This window comes from Cyclobacterium xiamenense (assembly GCF_042140265.1).
Lineage (GTDB): Bacteria > Bacteroidota > Bacteroidia > Cytophagales > Cyclobacteriaceae > Cyclobacterium > Cyclobacterium xiamenense_A.
This window is the reverse complement of sequence record NZ_CP159481.1, coordinates 2,360,364-2,385,379: the sequence shown is the minus strand read 5'-3', so window position 1 is coordinate 2,385,379 and position 25,016 is coordinate 2,360,364. Positions and strand designations below refer to the sequence as shown.

General features: G+C 49.6%; 18 protein-coding genes. 10 read left to right on the top strand and 8 right to left on the bottom strand.

Going from position 1 to position 25,016, the window contains the following annotated elements; translation table 11 throughout:
- Positions 1-50: 50 nt before the first annotated feature.
- Entirely contained in the window at positions 51-632 is a 582-nt protein-coding gene (locus tag ABWH99_RS10120) for a DUF4136 domain-containing protein (RefSeq protein ID WP_375586156.1), read from the top strand.
- A gap of 157 nt (positions 633-789) precedes the next feature.
- Positions 790-2,115, top strand: coding sequence for a DEAD/DEAH box helicase (locus ABWH99_RS10115; RefSeq protein ID WP_375586155.1), 1,326 nt, complete (start codon positions 790-792; stop codon positions 2,113-2,115).
- Between the two features lie 267 nt (positions 2,116-2,382).
- On the opposite strand, the gene ABWH99_RS10110 is transcribed toward ABWH99_RS10115, so the two are convergent.
- Positions 2,383-3,243, bottom strand: a complete 861-nt coding sequence (locus tag ABWH99_RS10110; RefSeq protein WP_375586154.1) for a phytanoyl-CoA dioxygenase family protein — start codon at positions 3,241-3,243, stop codon at positions 2,383-2,385.
- 561 nt (positions 3,244-3,804) lie between these two features.
- Between ABWH99_RS10110 and ABWH99_RS10105 the strand changes: the two genes are divergently transcribed.
- Positions 3,805-5,817 carry a hypothetical protein gene (locus ABWH99_RS10105; RefSeq protein ID WP_375586153.1) on the top strand — a complete coding sequence of 671 codons (2,013 nt, stop codon included), beginning with the start codon at positions 3,805-3,807 and terminating at the stop codon, positions 5,815-5,817.
- Positions 5,818-6,025: 208 nt separating this feature from the next.
- On the opposite strand, the gene ABWH99_RS10100 is transcribed toward ABWH99_RS10105, so the two are convergent.
- Entirely contained in the window at positions 6,026-6,532 is a 507-nt protein-coding gene (locus ABWH99_RS10100; RefSeq protein ID WP_375586152.1) for an acyl-CoA thioesterase, read from the bottom strand.
- Between the two features lie 104 nt (positions 6,533-6,636).
- Here ABWH99_RS10100 and ABWH99_RS10095 point away from each other — a divergent pair, with 104 nt between their 5' ends.
- The 7 genes from ABWH99_RS10095 to ABWH99_RS10065 all read left to right on the top strand — a co-directional run bounded on the left by ABWH99_RS10095 (position 6,637) and on the right by ABWH99_RS10065 (position 14,529).
- On the top strand, positions 6,637-7,437 hold the full coding sequence (locus ABWH99_RS10095) for a universal stress protein (RefSeq protein WP_375586151.1): 801 nt from the start codon (positions 6,637-6,639) through the stop codon (positions 7,435-7,437).
- Between the two features lie 2 nt (positions 7,438-7,439).
- Positions 7,440-8,417 carry an NAD(P)H-quinone oxidoreductase gene (locus ABWH99_RS10090; RefSeq protein ID WP_375586150.1) on the top strand — a complete coding sequence of 326 codons (978 nt, stop codon included), beginning with the start codon at positions 7,440-7,442 and terminating at the stop codon, positions 8,415-8,417.
- Positions 8,418-8,463: 46 nt separating this feature from the next.
- Positions 8,464-9,849 carry an amidohydrolase family protein gene (locus ABWH99_RS10085; protein ID WP_375586149.1) on the top strand — a complete coding sequence of 462 codons (1,386 nt, stop codon included), beginning with the start codon at positions 8,464-8,466 and terminating at the stop codon, positions 9,847-9,849.
- Between the two features lie 320 nt (positions 9,850-10,169).
- Positions 10,170-10,931 (top strand): creatininase family protein, encoded by a 762-nt coding sequence (locus ABWH99_RS10080; RefSeq protein WP_375586148.1) that lies wholly within the window; start codon positions 10,170-10,172, stop codon positions 10,929-10,931.
- 15 nt (positions 10,932-10,946) lie between these two features.
- Complete coding sequence (locus ABWH99_RS10075; RefSeq protein ID WP_375586147.1) at positions 10,947-12,626, top strand: M1 family metallopeptidase; 1,680 nt, start codon at positions 10,947-10,949, stop codon at positions 12,624-12,626.
- Between the two features lie 73 nt (positions 12,627-12,699).
- Positions 12,700-13,500, top strand: coding sequence for a pyrroline-5-carboxylate reductase (gene proC / locus ABWH99_RS10070; RefSeq protein ID WP_375586146.1), 801 nt, complete (start codon positions 12,700-12,702; stop codon positions 13,498-13,500).
- 3 nt (positions 13,501-13,503) lie between these two features.
- Positions 13,504-14,529 carry an alpha/beta hydrolase gene (locus tag ABWH99_RS10065; RefSeq protein WP_375586145.1) on the top strand — a complete coding sequence of 342 codons (1,026 nt, stop codon included), beginning with the start codon at positions 13,504-13,506 and terminating at the stop codon, positions 14,527-14,529.
- 62 nt (positions 14,530-14,591) lie between these two features.
- On the opposite strand, the gene ABWH99_RS10060 is transcribed toward ABWH99_RS10065, so the two are convergent.
- From ABWH99_RS10060 to ppsA, 6 genes are all read right to left on the bottom strand, one after another.
- Positions 14,592-14,756, bottom strand: coding sequence for a DUF1328 domain-containing protein (locus ABWH99_RS10060; protein ID WP_375586144.1), 165 nt, complete (start codon positions 14,754-14,756; stop codon positions 14,592-14,594).
- 133 nt (positions 14,757-14,889) lie between these two features.
- Positions 14,890-16,998, bottom strand: coding sequence for an alpha-L-fucosidase (locus tag ABWH99_RS10055; RefSeq protein ID WP_375586143.1), 2,109 nt, complete (start codon positions 16,996-16,998; stop codon positions 14,890-14,892).
- Complete coding sequence (locus ABWH99_RS10050) at positions 16,952-21,082, bottom strand: two-component regulator propeller domain-containing protein (protein ID WP_375586142.1); 4,131 nt, start codon at positions 21,080-21,082, stop codon at positions 16,952-16,954. The genes ABWH99_RS10055 and ABWH99_RS10050 overlap by 47 nt, the downstream gene beginning before the upstream one ends.
- A gap of 110 nt (positions 21,083-21,192) precedes the next feature.
- Entirely contained in the window at positions 21,193-21,849 is a 657-nt protein-coding gene (locus ABWH99_RS10045) for a Crp/Fnr family transcriptional regulator (RefSeq protein ID WP_375586565.1), read from the bottom strand.
- Positions 21,850-21,867: 18 nt separating this feature from the next.
- Entirely contained in the window at positions 21,868-22,266 is a 399-nt protein-coding gene (locus ABWH99_RS10040; RefSeq protein ID WP_375586141.1) for a DoxX family protein, read from the bottom strand.
- A 388-nt stretch (positions 22,267-22,654) separates the two neighbouring features.
- Positions 22,655-25,015: a phosphoenolpyruvate synthase gene (gene ppsA / locus ABWH99_RS10035; protein WP_375586140.1), complete on the bottom strand. Its 2,361-nt coding sequence runs from the start codon at positions 25,013-25,015 to the stop codon at positions 22,655-22,657.
- Position 25,016 lies beyond the last annotated feature (1 nt).

Here is a 25,016-nt window from a genome sequence, read left to right as displayed (position 1 = left end):
TATGCTTTAAACTTCAAACGTAATCACCAACAAATACAAAACAAAACAGTATGAAAAACCTGAACTACTTCATCTTTGTTTTGCTGATCATCAATTCAGCCTGTTTATCCCAAAAAGATTTCATCGCAGAGTACGATTACAATTACAAAGGGGCATTTAAGAAATACAAAACCTTTGGCTTTGTTGAAGAAGAAGGGAAAAACGATGCCGAGTTCACAGACATCATTGAAAAATCCATCAGCTCCCGGTTAGGATCACAAGGTTTCCGACAGAAGGACAGTAACCCCGATTTGTTGGTCATCCACAAACTATACATGAGCGAAGTTCGATACAGGGGATACAACCAACCCAACTTCGACTATTGGCTAAAGAAACAGGGTATTGAACTGGTAGAGGAATCGGTAATGGACAGCTTGGAGCGGCAAAAGCGGGGAGAGAACTACAACGCGGTCAAGTATACACAAAATGATGGAATGCTCGTCGTATTGGTGATTGATCATAAAAAGGGAAATACCATTTGGCAGGGATATACTTCTGCTTATTTTGATTACGCCTCTCCCAACATTCATATCGATCTGACCCGTGCTACCTATAAAGTGATGGATCAGTTTAAAATTTTAACCAGAAATTAGAACAATACGTTTACAAACATTTCCAGACACCCGATCCCTACAGATCGGGTGTCTTTTTTTGCCTGCCGGCAAGGAAAGAATTGCGGACAGGCTAGCGAAATAAAATGAATTATTTCCGGATGCAGGATATGGGACCCGCAGTGCGTACCTTTGCCTCATGACTACTGCTGATCCTAACGATTACCATCGCTTTTTGGAAAACATCCCTTTTTCCACCTTCAACGAAATGCAACTACGTTTTTTCAGAAAGGCAGCATCCTGCGATGGGTTGATGCTGTTGGCCCCCACAGGCACCGGCAAAACCTTCGCCTATCTCCTACCGCTCGTTCAACAATTACAAAAGATGGATACCGCCGATAGGGCCTTGGTTGTCGTACCCTCCCGGGAACTTGCCCTGCAGATCGAACAGGTATTCAAATCCCTAAGAACGGGTATTTCTTCTTGCACATGCTACGGCGGGCACGACATGAAGATGGAAACCAATCGACTAAAAGAAAATCCAGGTCTTGTTTTGGGGACTCCTGGAAGGCTTTCCGACCATGTACTGAATGGAAATCTGAAGCCCGGTGATTTTTCATTGATTGTTCTTGACGAATTTGACAAATCCCTTCAGCTGGGCTTTCATGCCCAATTGAATGCCTTGTTTGAACAACTCAACCGGGACTGCCGGTTTTTCCTTACCTCGGCAACCCCGCTGACCTCCCTACCGGACCTGCTGCCGCATCGGGAATGGGAGACCTTGGATTTTTTGACCGATACCGCCTCCCCAGGCCTGGATCTCAAACTCGTGAGAACATCCAGCGTAGAAAAGGCCACGACCCTATTCAGTCTACTGACATTTCTAAGTCCGGACAGCACACTGGTCTTTTGCAACCACCGCGACGCGGTAAACCGTATCAGCCAGTTGCTCACAGAAAACAACTTCGAACACGCCTTGCTACATGGGGGAATGGAACAGATCGAACGGGAAAAAAACCTCATTCGCTTTCGGAATACCAGTCGGCTGGTTCTCATCGCGACAGATTTGGCGTCCAGAGGCCTCGATATTCCCGAAATTAAGCAAGTGGTGCATTACCAACTTCCCGCCTCAGAGCAAGCGTACATTCACCGAAACGGCCGAACTGCCCGAATGAATGCCTCAGGTACCGGGTACCTGGTGCTGGCCCATGACGAACAGCTTCCGGAATACCTGAATAGGGACCTACCCGAATACGATATTCCGAAGAATTTCTCTTTACCGGAACCCTCCTCCATGGAATGTCTGTATATCAGTGGAGGGAAAAAAGATAAGATCAGCAAGGGAGATGTTTTGGGTTTTTTGACCAAAACGGGTGGATTGACCGGTCATGAAATTGGTCTGATTAGTATTCTGGAAACGGCCACCTATGTAGCAGTACCCCGTCAAAAAGTTTCGGCCTTGCTCAAAAAAACTACCGAAAAAAAACTAAAGCGCATAAAGGTAAAACTGGCGGTAGCCAATTAATCCGTTGATCCCTTCCTAAAGGACGACTGAGCCTGGACCTGCTACCAGAAGCTAAGAACCTTTGGGAGTGATACGACGGAGCTTACCGGACAGTATTTTTCTCCTTAGGGGATCACCGTATACCCCCGCATACCTTTTTCAAGAAACACATCGAAAAGACCTACTCAACCGGCGCCACCCGCCTACCTTCGTATGAAGGAGCTTGGATTTTCCGGTTTTTACCGGACCTAACCGCAAGAAATCGGATCCTTTAGTGCCAATCCTCGATTAGTTGTCGTTACGAATCTGCACCTCCGATTCCCATCCTGTATTTTTCAGTGCCGGATCGTTTTCTTTTTTAAGGAAATCAGCTTCCGAGAGCGAGGCTGCTTCCCAGTCCAGAATTGCTTCGTCCGGAACTTGTACGATCGGCTCCTTCCACGCGCTGGAGGGCTCGTTATAGGCAATGTTAGATTGGGAATTAAAGCAGGAAATGATGCTCCACCTGGGCTTATCGGATAGGTTGGCCGCGGAGCGGTGAAGCAGGTTGCTATGAAAGAACAAAGCATCGCCAGGCTGCAGCTCGCAATACACCAATTCCATGGTTTTTAATGCGTTATCCACCATCACCTGATCTGCCCCCACTTGTTCGCCCGCGAAGCCATGATTGACCCTACCCAATTTGTGGGAGCCCTTAATTACCTGCAAACAACCGTTTTCCTTGTTTGCAGGCGTCAGTGCCACCATTACACTGAGCAATTGGTCTGGAAACATGAATTGATTTTTATACCAATAGCCATAGTCCTGATGCCATTCCCAAGCTCCTCCGACCTTGGGCTCCTTTTGCATGAGTTTGGAATGGAAATGGCAAACGGGAGCATCCCCCTCCAATAGGGAGGCGACGGACTGCACCATTTTTTGGCTTCTCGTCAGGTAGCCAAACACGTCGTTACCTGGTTTAAACCACAGGGACAATCGGGTCTTCTTTCCCGATTGGTCGTTCAAGTCCATTGCATTTTTTCTCATGGCCTGGTCCTCAATGGCTACACGGTACAGACGATCGGTTTCCTCTTCGGTACAAAATCCCGGAATCAATAGGTATCCGTCCCGGTTATATTTCTGAATTTGCTGTTCCGTAAACTTATCCATAAAGGGAAATTACTCATATAATCTCAAAATTAAAAGCCAGTATTTAATCTTGTTAGAAAAGGCGGCTCCCCATTTCGTGTGCGAAAATGCAACCAGCGCTCCTGGTATCGGTAGACCTTCCTCAAGACCCTTTCATGGCTTGTGTTGAAAAGGCCTTGCACCAGATTCCGCCTTTCGCGGATTTTCGGGCCTGGATACATATCCTCTCCCACAAAAAACACCCGTAGGAGGAGTGGACCGCAGAAGAGGCCTCGCTTCCGGCACCTGTGATTGAGTCGTGCGCTCTCCCGTTTACAGGGGGCCCGTATGCACGGGTCGCCCCTATGGGCCGTCCAATTCAGTCGCTTCTTGGGTTTCATCAATTCGAATACTGAGAAATCATTCCTATTTGTATCTCTGCTACAAAGACAGACAAAAAAAGCAGGCACCGGGGCGCAGCATTTTTTCTGAGAGCTCCCCCCATTGTTGCATTTTTTTCAATTTTTTGACTAGCTTGGCAGGTGGCCTGCGGCTGGAGATACCGGTTCGGGCGCTACCGACACAAAAAAAACGATTCAACCCATGACACAGGTTTCGCAATCTTTTCACTGGTACCTACCAGCATTCGCCCTGCTTTTACTTGCCTCCTCTTTTAATTGTCAGGCACGACAGGAAGCAGCACCGAATTCCATCCTTTCCTACCTGTATCAGGAATCTGCTGCGCTGAGTGCCGACTTTCCTCCCGCCGACCTTTCCTCCTCATCCTGGGAACGGGAGCGGCCAGAACGGCACCGGCAGTTTTTGGAAATGATGGGTTTTTCACTGGAACAGCCACGCGATGCTCCAATTGTCCGGCATACCGGCACGGTGGTGGAAGAAGGCTTCCGCATCGAAAAATTTTTCTTTGAGTCCATGCCCGGACTGTACGTGCCTGCAAATTTGTACCTTCCTGAAACCAGCGGTACGCCGGTTCCCCTGGTTTTGTACCTTTGCGGGCATGCTCCAGGGCAAAAGGCGCACTACCAGGCCCATCCCAGAAAACTCGCCCAGTTGGGCTTCGCCTCTCTGATTTTTGATACCGTCCAATTTGGCGAAGTAGCAGGCCATCATTGGGGACCGTACAACCAAGGGTGGTTTCACTGGTACTCCAGGGGGTACAACCCAGCGGCCGTGGAGTTGTGGAATGCCATCCGCGCCTTGGATTATCTCGCTGAAAGGAAGGAAATCGATATGGAAAACGTGGGTGTCACCGGTATTTCAGGCGGAGGTTCGCAAACCTGGTACCTGGCTGCGGCGGACTCCCGTATCAAAGCAGCGGCCCCCGTTTGTGGAGCCGGAACCCTTGATTCGCAGGTTGGCGACAGACGGATCGATGGGCACTGTGATTGCATGATGCCGCACAATGCTTTTCAATGGGACTTTACGGACATTGGTGCGTTGATTGCTCCCCGTCCACTGTTAATCGCCCAATCGGATCGGGACGAATTGTATGGCATCGAATCGACCCGCGCCTTTCACAAAAAACTAGCCTCCTTTTACGAAAGCCTGGGAGCCGCAGGGCAAGTCCGATTGGTAGAGACCCCGGGAGGGCACTCCTACCACAAAAAATCACGTACTGCCATTTTTTCATTTTTCCTTGAACACTTGATGGGCAAAGATATCTCACCCGAAGAATTAACCGATATTGAAACGGATCCAGCGGCGTTACTCACCGCTGAAAAACTTCAGGTGTATACCGAAGGAGCGCCTGAGGAGGACCTGACCCCCATCATTCAGGACCATTTTCTCGAAATCGCTCCAGCCCCGGTAATTCTAAATGAGGCCGACCTGTTGTTAGCGCAAAGAAAAACAAAGGACTACCTGCAACGGTATACCTTTGGTGCATTCCCCGATCAAGCGGCGAGTTTTGATGGGAAAGAAATCTACCGGACGGACGACCTCGCACCCTATGGAAACAAAACTTTCTCATTTACCAGTGAGAAGGGTTGGCGGTTGAAACTCAATGTATTCTACCGTCAAAACCCAGAGGAAGCGCATCCGCTTTTAATTGTTCTGCGAAGTCCTGGAGAATTACGATGGGATTCGGAAAGTTTTGCTCAAAAAATTGCCCGAGGACAAAACGTCGCCTACCTGGAGGTTCGGGGCACCGGGGAAGTCGGTTGGACTCCTGAATTAAACTGGCATGTTCGAAGAGCAGCGGCCTGGACGGGTAGAACACTGCCTTCTATGCAAGTATACGATGCCCTGCGGGCCATTGCATTCGCCCGCGAATTACCGGGAGTAGATCCAAAAAAAATCAGCATTGCTGCCCGAGAAGGAATGGGCCTGGCTGCCATGTATGCGGCATTGCTGGATGGATCCTGCGAAAAACTAATCCTGTCCAATCCACCCGAAACCCACAATCGGCCCAGTCCGGTGCACGGCATGGATACTGCGTTGGAACTGCTGGGAGTCTTAAAACGCACGGATATGTACCAGATTCCTGCCTTGCTTTATTCTACTCAAACCATCTTTTTGGGGGCGGTACCGGAGGCATACCTCTGGTCCGAAAAAAGCCTGAAAGCAGCCGGGAAAAACGGGTTTATTCGGCTCTGATCGGCTTTTAGCCGCTGCGGGTGTACCGGTTTTTCACAAACATCGTCCAGGGGCTGACCGTCCTATCCGATCGGTAAGAGCGATTGAACTACAATCAAAAACCTCCCGGCTAATTCCTCCGGAAGGAATACCAATCGATCGCGGAAAAAAAACGTGCGTCCCGTCCTGATGCGATCGGCCATTTACCCACCTTGCAGGTTTGGATGGCTTATAACCGGGCCTTGATTTCTTTGATTCGTGCCCTGATGCTTGTGTTCTCGATGTCGATTTTTTCGGAGACCGCCATCAAAAAGTCTTTTACCGAGCCGGTATGTTCGGTCGATCTTCCTTCCGCCATGTCAACGTACCGCATGGTCGTCCATAGCAAGGTTTTCAATTCTTCCTTATTGTCGTCGGTCATGTAATATTCAATAACCACGGTCTGATGGTCGTGCCAAATGACCCGACTCATGATGCGAACCCATTCACCGACACGTGCAGGCCGAATGTAAGAGATGTTGTGGTTATACACCACCCAGGCCGCTTTGTATTTACGGATAAAATCGATCATTTCGACACCGTACAACTTGGGTACCTGATCCTCGCGGGCATTAAAAAAATAATCGAAATACTTGGCGTTATTCAGATGTTGGAGCGGATCACAATCCTGGAACCGGACCACTACCCGGCTTTCCGTTTCCTTTGGATAATGTTTCTTCGGATCAAATTCAAACATACGCAGGCAACTCGTTTCTGATGAATTGCAAAGATATATGATTTTAATCATTGCGGCGAATCGATTAAAATTACCTATATTAAGCCTTGTAAATACCAGCTACTATGAAAATCTTGGTCCCCACCGATTTGTCAGAAAATGCAGCCAATGCATTCGCCTTCGCCAGGTCGTATGCCCGGCAGCAGGATGCCAGCATTACGTTAATGTATTCCTACTATGCCGTATATGACTTTGCTGCGCAGGCGGCAGAGATCATTCAGGCAATCGAAACGGATGCCAAAACGGCATTAAAAAAGGCCATCAGCGAAAGCGGTGATTCCCTTAAAATCGATTATAAAATCATCCAGGGAACCGTTTCCACCGCCATTTTTGCCACGGTGGCCAATGGAGATTACGACTTGATCATCATGGGTACGCAAGGAGCCAGCGGGATCAAGAAAAACCTCATTGGGTCCAACACCGCGACGGTCGTTAAAGAAAGCGAGGTTCCGGTCCTCGCTGTTCCTTTTGGTGCCGGATTTGATACCCTAAAATCAATTAAAGTGGCACTCGAGCTCGAAAACGAAAACGAGTCCATGTTTCGAAAGTTAGTCGAATTAACGGAAACCTGGAACCTGCCCTATGAGGTAATTCACGTATCTTCGGATGCCGATTTCAACAAAGAAATAAGCTTCAAAGGGATAGAAACCTACCTGGATGAGCATTTTCCTGATTGCGACTTTTCCTTTCAAATACTCCGCGGAAAGGATGCAAACCAGGGATTGAGCCAGTACCTGCAAAACCAACCGGATAGCCTATTGGTCATGTTTTCCAAGGAAAAAAGCTTTTTCTACTCTCTTTTTAAATCCAGTCACAGCGTGGAAATGGCCTACCATACCCATATCCCCTTGCTGGTAATCAAATAAGCATGAAGGCAGTCGTCATCAGACAGCCCGGCCCACCAGAGGTCATGGAACTTAGCGAGCGCCCGCTGCCCCTGCCCGGAGACAACGAAGTACGGATACGGGTTCGTGCGGCGGGTGTCAACCGTCCGGACCTGGCGCAACGTATGGGGAAATATCCCGCTCCGGCTGGAGTTCCGGCCGATATTCCCGGCCTTGAAGTCTCTGGCTGGGTGGAACAATTGGGGAAAACCGTGAAATCTTTTGAAATCGGGGATCCCGTTTGCGCGCTGCTGGCAGGAGGAGGCTATGCCGAGTACGCAATAGCTCCGGCTGATCAATGCCTTACCATCCCGGAAGGCGTCAGTCTGGAAGAAGCCGCCGGCCTTCCAGAAACATTTTTCACGGTATGGAACAACATTTTTTCCATAGGCAGCTTTCGGGCTGGAGAGAAGGTATTGGTCCATGGAGGGAGTAGCGGAATAGGCGTAGCAGCCATCCAACTGGTCCGTGCACTTGGAGGCGAAGTTTACACGACCGCTGGCACGGATGAAAAATGTCAAATCTGCGAGGATTTGGGTGCCAGCCTTGCCATCAATTACCGAAAGGATGACTTTGAGGAAACGTTGAAAAAACGACTGCAGGGAGCCAATATTGACCTGATCCTCGACATGGTAGGCGGTGCCTATACGCTAAAAAACATTCGATTGCTCGCTCCCAAAGGACGATTGATCCTTATCAATGCCATGAGTGGACAGCTGGGTGAGGTGGACCTTTTCCGAATAATGAAAAGGGAACTCGTCCTCACGGGTTCTACCCTGCGACCACAATCGGTTGCCTACAAGGGAAAAATTGCTACCCAACTCATGGCACAGGTATGGCCGTTGTTCCCGGATTTTATCCGTCCAGTTGTTCATACTGCCTTTCCATTGGCGAAAGCCCACGAGGCGCATCGGCTGATGGAAAGCTCCACACATGTGGGGAAAATCCTGCTTCTGGTCTAATCCAGACAGGTACCCCCCTTTGCACGTTCAATAAACTCGATCGCCCATGAACTATCTATTTTCCCTACTTTCGATCGGTCTGCTGCTGCTTTCCTGCGGACCAAAAACCAAAACCTACCGGCTACATGCAGACTACATCGTGCTGGAGAACGTTTTCTTGGTTGACGTGGCCGATGGAACGATCAAAAAATCCCACGTGGTGGTCACGGATCGGCTGATTGATCGAATTCTCCCTGCCGACCACCCGGTAGATTGGGGGGAAGGCACGGTCATTCCCTGCGAGGGAAAATACCTCTTACCCGGCCTCACCGAAATGCACGCCCACATACCGGCGGCGCCCTGGGACGACCCTCTGGTCAAAGAGACGCTTTTTCTCTACCTATCCAATGGCATTACCACCATCCGCGGAATGCTGGGAAATCCGGTACATTTGCCTCTGCGGGAAAAAGCGGAACAGGGACTACTTCTGTCACCCAGGATATTCACTTCCAGTCCCTCCTTGAATGGAAATACCGTCCGAACTCCCGAAGAGGCGCGTGAAAAAGTGATGGCGTATGCCAGGGATGGCTACGATTTTCTGAAGCTACACCCTGGAATCCGGCTGCATGTATTCGACACCTTGGTTCGTGCCGCCCGCGAGGCAGGGATCCCGTTTGCCGGTCACGTTTCCAACCTGGTACGCATCCGCCATGCCCTGGAGAGCGGGTATCAGACCGTGGACCATGTGGACGGTTTCCTGGAAGGTCTGGTGCCCGAAACAGCCAATGTCAACCCCATAGAAAACGGTTTTTTCGGCTACAATTTTACCGATTTGGCCGATACTTCGAAAATTTCCGAACTGGCCGCATTGAGTAAAGCCAACCAAGTCTGGGTAGTGCCCACGCAGGCGCTGTTTGACCGTTGGTTTTCTCCAAGATCGGCTACCGAGCTTGCAAGCGAGCCGGAAATGAAATACATGAACCCGGAGACCCTGCAATCCTGGATAGCCAGTAAAAATAATCTGACTACCGGGGAGCAGTACGACCCGGAGCAATGGCAGCGCTTCAATAAAATCCGCCACCAACTGATCAAGGCGCTACACGATCAAGGGCAGGGCCTGCTGCTCGGTTCGGATGCACCTCAGGTTTTCAACGTTCCCGGTTTCTCTATTCACCACGAGTTACAGGGATTGTTGGATGCCGGATTGACTCCTCTGGAAGCCCTACAGATCGGCACCCTCCAACCGGCGACCTTCTTCAATGGGAATTTTGGGGAAGTAAAAAAAGGAAAGTCTGCGGACCTGATTTTGGTTAATAAAAACCCGCTGGAAGACTTGGGAAATCTCCGACATCCGGCGGGCGTGATGGTTCGGGGAACCTGGCTGGACGGAAAAACCATCAACGAAAAGCTTGCTGCCATTGCCGAAAAGTACGAGAGTCGGGCACAGGAATAGTCCCGCGATTTTAGGGTTGGCCTACTTCTGAAAACATCTCCTGAAGGCAGCAATTCCAGCCCTGTATACTATGTGATTCGGTTCCTGCCAAAGTATGTAAGGCTCCAAATCGTTTTTACGTTCGTTTGCGTCTCAGGCAAGGGATGCCGGCCGTGCCAACAGATGGATTACCGACGAACCGAATGCGGAGAAATTTTCACGGGGATGGAGGAAAAATGGCGGGATATGCGGGGAGGCTGCCAAAAATTGAGATGGGATTTAAAAAAAAATATGGTTTATTTACACCTTGGAAGCACATTTCGCTACTAAAGAAAGCAATTATGAGACCTTACATACTGGCTGAAACCAACTGGAAAGCACTAAAGGACGAACGCATCGAACTGGCTGTACTGCCCTGGGCCGCCACAGAAGCCCACAATTACCACTTGCCCTACGGAACAGATTGTTACGAGGCGGACGCCATCGCGGCAGCTGCGGGGGAGATAGCCTGGAAAGCCGGCGCTAAAATCATGATCCTACCCACCATCCCTTTTGGGGTGAATACGGGGCAATCGGACATCTACCTGGACATGAACCTCAATCCGTCCACCCAAATGGCCATCATTCGAGACCTGGCAACCGTGTTGCAGCGACAAGGAATTCCCAAGTTGCTGATCCTTAACAGCCATGGAGGCAATGATTTCAAAGCCATTTTACGAGAAATCGGTCTTGCTTTTCCTGAAATGTTTTTCAGTACCTGTAATTGGTTTCAGGCCATGGACAAACCGGCCTATTTTGAGCACATGGGAGACCATGCGGATGAAATGGAAACCAGCCTGATCCTTCACCTGCAGCCCCATTTGGTAGGACCATTGGAGGAAGCTGGCGACGGGGCCGAAAAGAAATCCCGCATCAAAGCGCTCCGGGAAGGATGGGCCTGGGCCGAGCGCAAATGGTCCATGGTGACTGCGGACACCGGTATTGGTAATCCAAAAGCCTCCTCCAAAGAAAAAGGTGAACGTTTTTTTACCGATGTTACCCATAAGGTAGCGGAATTTATGATTGATTTGGAAAAGCTTGACCTGGCAGACCGCTACGAATAAATGAACTTCCTACGCATGCATCAACTCGCTTACCGAAATCGAAAAATTCGCTTCCTGGCTCTTTTTGTTTCCGCTTGGTGTACCCTCACTACCGGCCCCATGCAGGCACAGCAGGCAGGCGTACCCTATTCCCGACAGGATAGTTTACGAGGAAGTATCACTCCCGAAAGGGCCTGGTGGGATTTGGTATATTACCACCTGGACATAGAAGTTGATCCCAAACATAAATCCATTCAGGGCAAAAATACGGTGCACTACCAAGTGCTCCAACCCTTTCAAACGCTCCAGATAGACCTGCAAGAACCCATGGAAATCCAAGGTTTCTTCCAGGAAGGCAGGGAATTGCCCTATCGGCAAGAGGGCCCGGTGTATTTTGTAGAGTTGGCGTTGCCACAGAAAATCGGGGAAGTCAATCAATTGCAGATCGAGTATGGAGGTAATCCACGAATCAGTCCGAACCCTCCCTGGAGTGGCGGTCTGACCTGGGAAAAAGATAAGAAAGGTCGTCCCTTCATCGCAAATTCCAATCAGGGCGATGGCGCCAGCCTATGGTGGCCCTGTAAAGACCACATGTACGACGAGCCGGACAGCATGCTGATCAGTGTAACCGTTCCCGATCCACTCATGAACGTGTCCAACGGTAGGCTCCGAAAGGTGGAAAAATCCAGTGCTGGAAAAACTACCTTCCACTGGTTTGTTAGCAGTCCTATCGCCAATTATGGAGTCAATATCAGCATTGCCGATTATGCCCACTTTTCCGAAGAATACCTGGGAGAAAAGGGACCGCTCACGTTGGATTATTATGTTTTAAAAGAAAATCTCGAAAAGGCCAGGGTACAATTCAGGGACGCCCCCCGGCTGATGCGTGCCTTCGAGCATTGGTTTGGGCCTTATCCGTTTTACGAGGACGGGTTTAAACTGATCGAAGTTCCCTATCTTGGCATGGAGCACCAATCGGCCGTTACCTATGGCAACGGGTACCAGCAAGGTTACAAGGGCAAGGACTTTAGTGAAACCGGATGGGGACTCACCTTTGATTACATCATCGTTCACGAAGCAGGACACGAGTGGTTTGCGAACAACATTACGTACCGCGATATCGCCGATATGTGGATTCACGAGAGTTTTACTACCTATTCAGAAAGTCTTTTCCTCGATTACCATTACGGGGTAAATGCCGGAAACGCCTACCTTCGGGGAGCTCGTCAGGTAATCAAGAACGACATCCCTATCATCGGTGACTACGACGTAAATCAGCGAGGGTCTGGTGACATGTACTTCAAGGGAGCCAATATCCTTCATACCCTTCGTCAGTGGATTCATCAAGATGAAAAGTGGCGGGCCATTCTTCGAAAAATGAATGCCATCTTCTACCACCAAACCGTATCGACACAGGATATAGAGGAGTTTTTGGCACGTGAAACAGGTCTGCCGCTAAAGCCTTTTTTCGACCAATACCTTCGAACCGCCCAGGTACCCGTTTTCCAGCATTATTGGAAGGACCACCGGCTTTTTTACCGATGGCAGGGCGTAGTGGATGGCTTCTCCATGCCGGTCAGAATCAGGCAAAACGAAGTAACCCATGTCCTGTACCCGACGAGTTCCTGGGAATCCACGGAGGCGCTGGTACCGAATAAACGATTCGAAACGGATCCGGACATATATATCTTCACGCAACAAATTCAGGCCCCATAGTACTAGCACCGGTGCTATTTTTCGAAAAATAATTGACTAATTTTACTGCTACATCTAAAATAAAAAACCAACAATGGAAACCAACAGCAAAATTGCCATTATAGGTTGTGGAAACCTGGGACTTTCCATCGTTAACGGATTATTGGGAAGCAAAGGATTCGATGGAAAAAACCTAACCGTTACCAAACGTCACCCCGAAAGCCTTTTCTACCTTCAATCCCAGGGTGTTCGGGTATTGGCGGATAATAAGGAGGCCGTGCGGGATGCCGATTTTGTAATCATGGGCGTAAAACCCTACAATATCGTGCCCATACTTCAGGAAATTCGACCGTTTCTTGTCAAAGAGAATGTGGTCATCGCTTCATTGGCTGCAGGAATCACCCTTTCTACCTTAAAAAAGGAACTGGCTCCCGGCACCACCGTTTTTCGCGTGATGCCAAACATCGCAGCGGACATCAAAGAGTCCATCACCTGCATTTGTGGAGAAGATTTCAGCCCCGAATCGGAAGATTTGGTAAAAGCCATTTTCAACAGCGTCGGTATCTCCATTACCATTGAAGAACACCTAATGGAAGCAGCTACTGTCTTGGGGGCCTGCGGTACTGCCTTTGTGCTGCGCTTTATGCGTGCCATGACGCAGGGTGGAATTCAGATCGGGTTCGACGCCAAAACGGCCAATAAGATCGTGAACCAAACGGTAAAGGGTGCGGCGGAGCTAATCATTCAGAAAGGTATCCATCCCGAGGCAGCCATTGACAAAGTTACCACCCCAAAAGGATCCACCATCAAAGGCCTTAATGAAATGGAACACCATGGCTTTAGTTCAGCGATGGTACGCGGAGTGGTTGCTTCCTACGAGGACATAAAAAAATAAACCATGAAAAAATTCATCCCCTGGCTCATGGGTACGGCCATTGTACTGGTTATCTTGTACATGGCGGGCCCAAAGGAAAGTGTTCAGGACCTCGCTGGAAGCTATCCTGAGGTGCCGGAAAATTTAGGCGCATTGGAAACCTATGTTCAGAACAAGGAAGATACGGTAATCGGGCTGAAGCCAGGCAACCGGGCAACCATCGTCTGGGCAGATAGTACCCGAAAAGAGAAAACGCCCTACAGCATTCTCTACGTGCACGGCTTTGGTGCTAGCCAGATGGAGGGCGATCCGGTACACCGAAAGATCGCCGCGTATTTCGGCGCCAATCTGTACCTGAGCCGCTTGCCCGAACATGGAATCAACCGGCCAAATGCCTTCGAGTACCTGAGTGCACCGGACTTAGTCCAGGGCGCGCGAGAAGCCTATATGATCAGCAAACAATTGGGGGAAAAAGTAATCGTACTCGGAACCTCAATGGGTGGCGCATTGTCCCTGATTCTAGCGGAGGAGCGTCCGGAAATCGCAGCCGTCCTGTTGTATTCCCCCTGTATCGCCATCTATGGCGACCGACTGGATCCACTTTTCCAGCCCTGGATGAAGCAATTGATGCAACTGACCATGACCGAATCGGGAATCATGGAGGTACCTCGGGAGCCGGAAGAAGGGAAATACTGGTCCAAACGCCTACACATCAATGCCTATACCAGCCTGGCCGTTCTCGTGAAAAGCAAAATGAATGCTGAGACCTTTAAAAATGTCAGACAACCTCTTTTTATGGGGTATTTTTACAAAAACGAAGAAATTCAGGATAAGGTCGTATCCATTCCAGCCATGTTGACAATGTATGAGCAACTTGGTACACCGGAACCTGACAAACGAAAAATACCATTCCCCGAGGCAGGTGACCACGTGATCACCTCCCCTATCAAAACCGAACAGTGGAAACCGGTCCTGGATGCCTCCATTTCATTTCTGGAGGAAGTGGTAGGCGTAACGCCTCAAGAAATCCCCGTTGCGTCGGAAGAATAATCGGTTGGTATTAGAAAAACGGAACGCCCGGCGCAGGTAATCAGCGGGCGTTCCGTTGGTAGTTAAAAGCCGTTCAAGGCGCCCGCGATCAGGCCAATGACCAAAAGAACCAGAAACAAATAAAATATAATTTTAGCAATCGACGCGAGGCCCGATGCAAGTCCGGAAAAGCCCAATACCGCGGCGATCAATGCCACAACGAGAAATACGATTACCCAGGTTAACATAAGAGTACAGTTTTTTAGTAGAATAGTTTAAAATATATTCTTCGTTCTAATGCAAAAAGCAAACCAAACTCATCTACTACCAAAAAAAGCATTCTTTGTACCCGGTTTTACACCGCTGGTATCCTATACATTACTACCCGTCAATAAGCACTCCCAGTTCGGCAAAACTTGCCGGATTTTCGTCTTGCTTGTCCAGGGCTCGTAATTGAATGTATCTGCCGGTCACGGCAGGGAAGGTAATCCGTTGTTCGATCGGGCTGTTGACGATGTTTCCAAATTCTCCTTCACTTACCGGTGTCCATTGTTTTCCATCTTTGCTAATAGAAAATGCATACCGGGTGATCAAGCCGGATAGGTACCTGTTTTGCATGGGGAAATAGGTGAAACCGGTCAAGGTATAACTATTTCCCAGATCAATGGAAACGACGTCTGTGTCTGTAAAATAGTTTGTTGTCGGGTCTTCGTCGATCAGGTGATCGGGATGCTCTCCCTCACCTAATACGGTCCAGTTTTTACGGGCCAATTGCAATGCCGTGACGGCCACCTCGCTGATATCTCCGGTTCCCGGATCTTTTGAAAGAACGCGAATCTCAGTTGGTTCCAAAATGGGAAAGGGTTCGGCGTACCGTTTACCATCCTGCGCCGGGTCCGATCCATCCAGGGTGTACCAGATTTCCAGCCCCTTCTCCGGTGCATTTAGCCGTACCATGCCCGATTTATCCCGGGTGATGGTGGGAGGAAGCAGTAATTTGGGCGCCAGGTAAAACGCCATGTGTTGCACCGTGGGGTTTGCTTTTGCATCCGTAATGGCGAAGCGGATGGCTCGGGTTTCCGTATCCGGCAAGCGTAAGATCCGCTTATAGCCTATTGTGGTGCCCGAGGCAAGGGGAGTCCAGTTGCCATCCTCGGTCTTGACTTCAAGATCAAACGCCTTAATTCGTTGCCCCAGCTCAATATTTTCCTGTACAAGGAAACGGTTGAACCGCACCGGATCAGGAAAATCAAGTTGAATGGTGGCTGAGACTGTGCCCGTTGCTGCTGCCCAATAGGCGCCTTTTTCTTCCTGTATGGCTGCTACTTCGTACCCCTTACCCAAGGTAGAAGTTGCCGTTATACTCGCCTTGTCCAACGGTACGGCTGAGGAAAAATCCTCCTGAATCTTGTGCACCAGTTTCATCAGTTGGGCCTGATCGTTTTCGTGGATCAAACCCCGCCTATCGATCGGGAAATTCAATAAAAGGGAACTGTTTCTACCGATACTTTGGTAGTAAATGTCCAGCAACTGTGGCAGGGATTTCACCTTATGGTCTTCGTACGGATGGTAGTACCAGCCCGGCCGGATGGAAACATCCGCTTCTGCTGGCACCCAGTGGGTTCCATTTTCTTGTCCCGGGGCGTATTCGGAGGCATATTCCGGCATGCCACCATATACCGAATCCCGCATCAGGTTGGACCAGGTGGTCTCGTAGGCAAAACCGTGTTCGTTCCCCACCCAACGTACGTCCGGTCCCGCGTCCCCAAAAATAACGGCATTGGGCTGCAGTTCCCGAATCAGTTCAATGGTCGTTGGCCAGTCGTAGTAGCTTCTCTTATCGACCCGGCGTTCTTCATTGGCTCCACCATAATATCCTGTCCCCCCGTTTGCCCCGTCAAACCAAACTTCAAAAATCTCCCCGTAGTCGGTGAGCAATTCACGAAGCTGCTGACGAAAGACATCGATGTATTCAGGCTTTCCATAATCGGGGTGATTTCTGTCCCATGGGGAAAGGTACACGCCAAACTTGAGACCTTCTGCGCGAAAGGCTTCCGCAACCTCCCGGACGATATCTCCTTTTCCCTGCTTCCAGGTAGCATTTTTCACCGAATGGGAGGTGGTTTCGGTAGGCCAGAGACAAAACCCGTCGTGGTGTTTGGCCGTCAGGATGATCCCTTTCATTCCAGCCTCCTTACAAATCTTCGCCCATTGTGAAGGATCAAAATCCGTGGGATTGAACAAGGCAGGATCCTCATCACCCATACCCCATTCCCGATTGGTAAAGGTATTCATGTTAAAATGAGCAAATGCATAAAACTCCAGGTCCTGCCATGCCAGTTGACGGTTATGGGGGACGGGCATCACCGGTTCCGGTGGGGCCGCCGAAGGCTCGGAACAGGCACCTGACCATAGAATGCCTAACAGGAGGGAGTAGTACACGCTAGTTATCCTCTTTTTCTTTTTGGTATTGAGAGGGAATTTTTCCATAATTGGCTTTAAAGTGTTTGGAGAAATACTTGGCATTATTATAGCCCACCTTGTAGGCTACCTCGGATACGGTGAATTGATTGGTACCCAACAGTTGAGCCGCTCGCTGCAAACGAATGGAACGTATAAATTCAAGCGGCGTTTGCCCGGTAAGGGAATTGATTTTCTTGTACAAATGCACGCGACTCATCCCGAGTTGCGTACTCAGCCTCTCCACCGAAAAGTCAGGATTATCCATCTCCTGTTCGACCAGCATCACTGCATTTCGAATCAGGCGATCATCCAGCGACTCCAACTCTGCCTCGCTTGTTTTCACTGTAATCAGTTTGCGGTAATGCTGTTGTTGTCGTTCCTTGTCCCTCAAGAGATTGGACAAAGACGAACGCAAAATTTCCAGATGGAAAGGTTTTTCCAGGTACAGGTTACAGCCCGATCGAAGGCCAAGCAAATGATCCTCTTCGGCTGTTTTGGCCGTGAGCAACACGACCGGTACATGGGATGTCTTGATGGTGGATTTGATGGCCTGGCAGAAAGCCACCCCGTCCATCTCCGGCATCAGTACGTCGGAAAGGATGATGTCGGGGATTTTGTGGAGTGCCAGGGAAAGCGCCTCCCGGCCATTGGCCGCCTGATCGATCTCATACGCGTCCTGCAGCACTTCTGCCAGGTATTCTCGCAAGTCCTGATTATCCTCGACCAATAACAAGCTGGGCCGGTCCTTGGCAAATCTACCGGACCCGGCAGAAATCACCTCTTCCTTTCCGGTATCGAGGAAAAATTCTTCCCATACCAGGTAGTCCTCCCTTAGCACGAGCGGAAGGGAAACAAAAAAACGGGCTCCTTCGCCCAGCCTACTTTCCGCTCTGGAGGTGCCGCCGTGCAATTTTGCATATTCCAGCACCAGGGATAGTCCGATACCCGTCCCCTGGTACTCCGTTGCGTTCAGCGTTACGTACCGCTCAAAGATTCGCTCCAATTGATCCGAAGCAATACCGGGCCCCGAATCCTGTACACATATTTCCGCCCAACCTCTGGTCAGGCTTTGTTGTTTAAAATCCAGGCTTACATTGATTTCTCCATCCATGGGAGTAAACTTGAAAGCATTGGAGAGCAAATTATACAGGATTCGCTCCATCTTGTCTTGGTCAAAAAGGGTTGGAACACTCCTTACGTTGGAACTGAACGTCAGACCAATCTGCTTTTGAAAAGCCAAACTTTGGAAAGAGCGAACCTGCTCTTCCAAAAAATTGACCAAGTCCGCGTAGGTGGCGGACAATACCAGCTGATCGCTTTCGACCTTACGGATCTCCAGGAGTTGGTTGACCATGTTTAGGAGCTTTTTGGCATTCTTCTGCACGGTTTGAAGCTGAAACCGCACCGGCCCATCGGGAGTATCGGTTACCAGCTTCTCCACCGGCGCCAGAATAAGCGTCAACGGCGTACGAAACTCGTGACTGACGTTCGTAAAAAACTTGCTCTTCATCTGGTCCAGTTCGGCAAGCCGTTTATTCTCTTTTAATTCCTCCAGCCTGCCAAGGCGGCGCCGCTCTCGGTATACAAACCATTGCCAGGAAGCAGCAATCGCCACGAACAATAGTAGCCCATACAGAAGAAAGGCCCATGGTGTTTGCCAGAAAGGTGCCAAAATCTCTATGTCAAGGCTGGCTACCTGAGTTCCCCAGGTTCCGTCAATGGAGGATGCTTTTACCTGTAAGGTGTAATTCCCCGGATCAAGATTTGTGAAGGATACCTCAAACGGGGGCCTCTCCACGCTTGCCCACTCTTTACTAAACCCCTCCAGCCGGTACAAAAAGCTGCTTTTTTCCGGGTTCAGGTAATTCAAGGAGGAAAACGAGACCGAAAAAATATTTTCATGGTGTTTTAGCTGTACCGAACGGGTGGCCTCCAGTGGCTTTTCCAGCAAAACCCTACCGTTTACCGCTTCGTTCACCGCAACCGTTTGGTTGAACAAGCGAAAATCAGAAAAAACCACATGGGGCTCTTCGTCAAAAAAAGGAAAAGTCTCAGGATCTAAGTAGTTAATCCCGTCCAAACCGCCGAAATAAACCCTCCCCGACCTGGATACAAAAGCGGCATTTTTGTTGAAATTATTTCCTTGCAACCCGTCTCCACTGTTGAAAAAACGAAACGAAAGGGACAACTTGCTCGATTTGCGGTCTACATCGGCATGTATCAACCCATCCTTCGAACTCAACCAAAGGTTCCCTTTGGTATCCGGAACGATCCCAACCAGGAAATCATTTTTCAAGCCATTGGATCGATCGAATACACGAAAGGAATCGGAGGCTTCATCGATGTAAAACAATCCCTGACCGGTAGTTACCCAAATGATTCCGTACTGATCCCGATACATGTCCGAAGCGTTCGAATGGCTAAACCCGGATGGATCTGTAGAATTTCCGGGAAAATATCGCTGGTACCCCTTTTCAGGATGAAAAACATCTATACCAAGGCTTCCCGCCACCCAAATATTGCCCTTATCGTCTTCTGTGATGCCCGTAATGTATTGGTTATTCAATGCTATCCCCATTTGTTCCGGGGTACAATGCGTAAAGGTGCCCGACGCTTTGTCCAGCAAAAAAAGCCCCTGACGCAGCGTCCCCACCCAGAATCTTCCGGAACGATCTTCAAAAATCTTCCATACGTTATTATCCTGCAATGCCTTCGGATTCCCTACCTCAGCTGCGTAATGGGTGAAATTCTTTCCATCGTAGGCGTATAAGCCGCGTTGGTAGGTACCAATCCACAAGGTGCCGGACCGGTCGGTGTATAAATCCACTACGACCAAATCTGCGGCAGGTATGGGGCCTGTGTCGTTTGTCCACTGCGATACATCCAGGAAACTGTCAGATTTGGAATCGTACCTCCACAAGCCTCCGCCATTGGATCCCACAATTAATGCACCCTTGGAATCTTCTTCCATCGCATTCACATCGTTGATGGGGAGGGGGTTTTCCAGATCAATTTCCCTTCGTATCAGACCAAAGCGATCCAAATTAGGATGATACAGGTCTACCCCTCTTTTGTGGGTGCCCACCCAAACCACTCCGGATCCGTCCAAAAAAAGCGCGTAGACCGCATTGTGAGATAAGGCCAGGTTACTTTCCGGCCGGTTCACCACGTAGTGAATTTCATTTCTTTTGGTGTCGATAATGTTGATCCCGCCATGGTCGGTACCCACCCAAATTTCTCCCGGAGCGTATTCCATCACGGTTTTTACCAGCGGATTGTTCAAACGTATCCTCTCTGAATCTTCGCGAATTACCTCCACCCGTTGGGTTTTTCCAGAAACGTGAAAAAGGCCAAGCGGAAAGTCCGGGCAGAATACCCAGGCATCCCCGGAGCGATCGACTACCATTTTGAAGAAGTGATCTCGGATAGGTGCGGAATTTTCCATCAAAGCTATCCGTTTCTCTACCCGAAAGGTCTTTCCCGAAAGAATGTCTAGGGAACCATCCGCATGAACCAGCCAAAAATTTCCCGCTGGATCTTCCTGAATATCCGTCACGAGATTGCTGGCAATCGTGCCATCGGCGGAAGCTTTGGAAAAAAAATACTGCGTCTCCCGAAGACTGCTATCCAGTAGACTAATGCCCTCGTAAGGATGTAAAAACCAGTACCTTTTCTTGGAGTCTTCGTAAACCTTTGTTACTGTCGCACTTCTCAGACGGTATCGGGATGCAAAGAAGTCCATGTTCCGGTCAAAGATCTCTTTGTCCTTAAGGTACACGTTTGTGATTTTTTCACCGTCCTTGAACCACAAATTTCCTTCGGGGCCCTGATATATGTCACTGATAGAATTACTGCTGATGGTCGTGGAATCGTGTTCATCTGCAAAATAGCCCCTCAGCCTGGAACCGTCAAATCGGTTAAGCCCGTTGTCGGTACCGAGCCACATGTACCCATCCCTATCCTGAAAAATCGCCTGCACATTTCCACTGGCAAGGCTTTGCCGGGTCTCCAGTTTTTTAAACCGAAACGAAAAAGCATCCTGCGCCCGAAGCACCGGAAGGAAGCCGATCACGGCGGCTACCAAACTAAAAAAAAGGAACCTTTTTTTCATGGGCTACTTCATTGCATACGTGTCCGTTCCCCCCATTCCCCACCAATACGCTGGTATTCGTTCAGTATAAAAGATTCCTACAGCGTCTATGCACATGCTACAGGAGGGGTTTATTTGCTGATCAACTCCTCAAAGTCGTCCCGAATGTAGATCACGTTTCTGCCCAGTTCGATCCACTTTTTCTTTTCGAGTTGCTTGAGTAACCTGGAAATCACTTCGCGGGAAGTCCCCAGTTCCGAGGCAATTTCCTGATGGGTCGTGTGAAGCTCGTTTGCTTTTGCCTGCTTCATCTTGGTCACGATGTACCGCATGAGCCGTTCATCCATACGCTTAAAGGCCACAGCGTCAAGCGTCTCAAGCATTTCCTGAAACCTGGATTGATAGGTAGTGGACACATAGTCTTTCCACTGTTTGAATTCGTCCGACCATTGCTCATGGATATGCACCGGAATAGCCAAAATCATGGTATACTCTTCGGCTACTGCCTTGATTTCGCTGGGTTTGGAAGCCGAGCAACAGGTTAGGGACAATGCACAGGTTTCACCGGGCTCCAGGTAGTACAAAAACAACTCCCGGCCCTCTTCGTCCATGCGCAACACCTTGATGCTCCCCTCCAAAACGATCGGTACCATTTTCACAAACTGCCCGGGCTCCATGATGGCCTTTCCTTTCGGAATTTCCATGACCCGTCCCTCTTTGGCCAGCGCTTCCCGCAAGCGGGAATCCGTAATAAATGGCAGATTCGTTTTTAAGGTTTCTATATCAATTTTTTCGATCATCGGAATTTATTTAGCGGGTGGATTGGACGCGTCCAATGAAAAGGTATTTACCTGGTGAAACTCATGCACCAACACAAAAAATAGCAGATGAATCATTTGTGAGGGTAGGGCCGACCAGTTTTCAATCATTGAGGTACCAAACATAAGCAAAAGCATCAACAAAGCACCACCGATACCTGCAATCCGTGTCTTCCAACCCAGCAGCAGTGCGATTCCCAAAAATAATTCCAGAAAGGGAAGCACCAGGCTGAAGGGCGTCACCAGCTGTGTAGGCAAATAAGATTGACTGAAATTGCCAACCATCCCTTCGCTAAAGGAGTTGAGCTTGGGTATTCTCACCAAGCCATGACCGAACATACTGATGCCGATGGCTAAGCGGATAAAAACAAAGGATAAGGGTTTCATATAGTTCTGATCGTTTCTTAATGGTCCTGCAGCCTGCCCCGATGTGAAACCGGCAAAATCTCCCGTGCACGCCCCGATGGTTTCGGGGACGCCCCTGTTAGTCAGTTTCCATTTGCCTGACTGCACCGGCTTTGATTTCAACTGACTGATTCTTCGATTACGACTGATCCCCTGCCGCTGACATGCTTGCCTGAACCAAACAGGGTTCGGGCGAATGACTGCACTCCCGAGCATTGTCAAAAAACCCGATGCCTTTCGAAAAGACAGTACAGCTGAGGGTTATTTTATCAGGAGCACGTTTTCGACCGCAGGTAAACTTTTTTTACAGGCTAAAATTAATCGTTCCTGGGGTTCCCACCAAGTGTTTGTCTGCCAATATGTCCCCTTTCTATTTTTTTTCTGCTTTTTGGATATTCTTAATCCCTGCAAGTAAGGCGTCGGCGTTGAACGAAATGCTATCTATTCCGAGGCCCACAAGAAAGCTGGCAAACTCCGGGTAGTCACTCGGAGCCTGACCGCACAGCCCAATTTTCTTTCCTTTTTTCTTTATGGCCCGAATGACCTGTGTCAGCATTTCCTTCACAGCGGGGTTATTTTCATCAAATAAGCCGCTCACCAGTGCGGAATCCCGATCCACCCCAAGCACTAGCTGGGTCAGGTCATTGGACCCGATGGAGAATCCGTCAAAAATATCAGCAAAGGATTCCGCAAGAATGACGTTGCTGGGAATTTCCACCATCATATAGATTTCCAGCCCGTTTTTCCCCCGGCGCAAACCAAATGATTCCATGCACTCCAGGACGCGAATGCCCTCCTCCACGGTCCGGCAAAAGGGTATCATCAGCTTGACATTATCCAATCCCATCTCTTCCCTTACCCGTTTCATGGCCTTGCATTCCAGGCCAAACCCCTCCCGGTACAAGTCGTGGGAATACCTGGATGCGCCCCGAAAACCCAACATGGGATTTTCCTCGTCAGGTTCAAAATGGTTGCCACCGATCAGCTCCCGGTATTCGTTGGATTTAAAGTCGCTCATGCGCACAATAACCTCCTTGGGGTAAAAAGCTGCGGCTACCATTCCAACCGATGTAGCCAATTTTTCCACAAAATACTGCTGTTTATCCGCATAATCCGCAGTGATGGCCTGTATCGCTTTCTTTTCGTGGCTCTCCACCATTTCATGGTACTTCACCAAAGCCATGGGATGAATCCGAATGGCGGTAGATATAATGAATTCCATGCGTAGCAAACCCACTCCCTGCTGGGGATACATGGACAGCTGGAACGCCCGACCCGGGTCCGCAAGAATCAGCATGGCTGCGGTTTTGGTCGCCCGAAGTCCTTTCAGTGACACCGTTTTTTCTTCCCAATCCAGCTTTCCTTCGAATACGCGGCCCTCGTCACCTTCTGCACAGGATACCGTCACCAGCTGCCCATCCTGTATTTTTTCGGTGGCATCGCCGGTACCCACCACGGCATGAATGCCCAATTCCCTGGCGACAATGGATGCATGGCTGGTCCGGCCACCTTTATTTGTCACGATACAAACTGCTTTTCGGAGCAGTGCATTCCAATCGGGATTTGTGCTGTCTGCCACAATAATGTCCCCGGCCCTCACCTTGGGACCGTCCGCCAGGGACTTTACGATAGACACCCTTCCACTTGCGATCGCCTTTCCAACGGCTTTTCCCGTACAAATGGGTCGAGCTGAGCCAGACAGATGGTAGGTCTTCAGTGTGAGTGCCTTTTGCTGGTGCACCGTCTCCGGTCGGGCCTGCACAATGCTCAATTCCCCCGTTTTCCCATCTTTGGCCCATTCGATATCCATCGGGCATTGGTACAGCTTTTCTATTTCCAAACACCATTTAGCCAGCTGTATTACCTCCGGTTCGTTCAGGGACGGTTCCTTTTTCTCCCTGATGCTGGTGGGAACTCGTTTTACCGGGTTTTTCGGGTCCTTGGTGTAAACCATTTTGTGTTGCTTTTCCCCGATTTTTTTCTCCAATAAAGGCGCAGGTAATCCTTTCTCCAATGCAGGTTTGAAAAGGTAAAACTCATCTGGATTAACCGCACCTTGTACCACCAATTCTCCAAGACCCCAAGCGGAGGTAAGGTATACCACATTGCCTGAGCCGGATTCCGGGTCCAGCGTAAACGCCACCCCCGCACTACCCTTATCCGAACGAACCATGTATTGCACCCCCACGGATAGGGCTACTTCCAGGTGATCAAACCCATTATCCAACCGGTATTTAATGGCCCGGTCGTTGAAAAGGGAAGCATAGCAATTCCGGATGGAATCCAACAGGGCGGCAGTGCCACGTATATTCAAAAAACTGTCATGCTGTCCGGCAAAACTGGCTGTGGGAAGGTCTTCGGCAGTCGCACTGCTCCGGACCGCAACGGCCTTCTTTTCCCCCATCTGTCGGTAGCATGTCTCTACTTCCTTTTGTACGGCGTCCGGAATCTCACCCGATAACACCAACTTTCGGCACCGACTTCCCACCTCAGCCAAATTCTTCAGCGATTTCCTATCCAGGGAGTCCAGGCTCTCTTTCAACGGTTCGAGCAAATGGGATGCTTGGATATACTCCCGGTACGCCGCGGCACTCACCGCAAAGCCCCCGGGCACCCGAATTCCAAGAGGTGTCATTTTTCGGATCATCTCTCCGAGAGAAGCATTTTTTCCTCCCACCCGGGGAAGGTCCGTATGCCGAATCTTGTCAAAGGAAATACAATAATTGGTCATC

Coding starts and splice junctions, on each gene's coding strand:
- ABWH99_RS10050 (WP_375586142.1), bottom strand. CDS start 21,082: ATGAAAAAAAGGTTCCTTTTTTTTAGTTTGGTAGCCGCCGTGATCGGC.
- ABWH99_RS10115 (WP_375586155.1), top strand. CDS start 790: ATGACTACTGCTGATCCTAACGATTACCATCGCTTTTTGGAAAACATC.
- ABWH99_RS10100 (WP_375586152.1), bottom strand. CDS start 6,532: ATGTTTGAATTTGATCCGAAGAAACATTATCCAAAGGAAACGGAAAGC.
- ppsA (WP_375586140.1), bottom strand. CDS start 25,015: ATGACCAATTATTGTATTTCCTTTGACAAGATTCGGCATACGGACCTT.
- ABWH99_RS10105 (WP_375586153.1), top strand. CDS start 3,805: ATGACACAGGTTTCGCAATCTTTTCACTGGTACCTACCAGCATTCGCC.
- ABWH99_RS10090 (WP_375586150.1), top strand. CDS start 7,440: ATGAAGGCAGTCGTCATCAGACAGCCCGGCCCACCAGAGGTCATGGAA.
- proC (WP_375586146.1), top strand. CDS start 12,700: ATGGAAACCAACAGCAAAATTGCCATTATAGGTTGTGGAAACCTGGGA.
- ABWH99_RS10080 (WP_375586148.1), top strand. CDS start 10,170: ATGAGACCTTACATACTGGCTGAAACCAACTGGAAAGCACTAAAGGAC.
- ABWH99_RS10060 (WP_375586144.1), bottom strand. CDS start 14,756: ATGTTAACCTGGGTAATCGTATTTCTCGTTGTGGCATTGATCGCCGCG.
- ABWH99_RS10075 (WP_375586147.1), top strand. CDS start 10,947: ATGCATCAACTCGCTTACCGAAATCGAAAAATTCGCTTCCTGGCTCTT.
- ABWH99_RS10095 (WP_375586151.1), top strand. CDS start 6,637: ATGAAAATCTTGGTCCCCACCGATTTGTCAGAAAATGCAGCCAATGCA.
- ABWH99_RS10110 (WP_375586154.1), bottom strand. CDS start 3,243: ATGGATAAGTTTACGGAACAGCAAATTCAGAAATATAACCGGGACGGA.
- ABWH99_RS10065 (WP_375586145.1), top strand. CDS start 13,504: ATGAAAAAATTCATCCCCTGGCTCATGGGTACGGCCATTGTACTGGTT.
- ABWH99_RS10040 (WP_375586141.1), bottom strand. CDS start 22,266: ATGAAACCCTTATCCTTTGTTTTTATCCGCTTAGCCATCGGCATCAGT.
- ABWH99_RS10120 (WP_375586156.1), top strand. CDS start 51: ATGAAAAACCTGAACTACTTCATCTTTGTTTTGCTGATCATCAATTCA.
- ABWH99_RS10055 (WP_375586143.1), bottom strand. CDS start 16,998: ATGGAAAAATTCCCTCTCAATACCAAAAAGAAAAAGAGGATAACTAGC.
- ABWH99_RS10085 (WP_375586149.1), top strand. CDS start 8,464: ATGAACTATCTATTTTCCCTACTTTCGATCGGTCTGCTGCTGCTTTCC.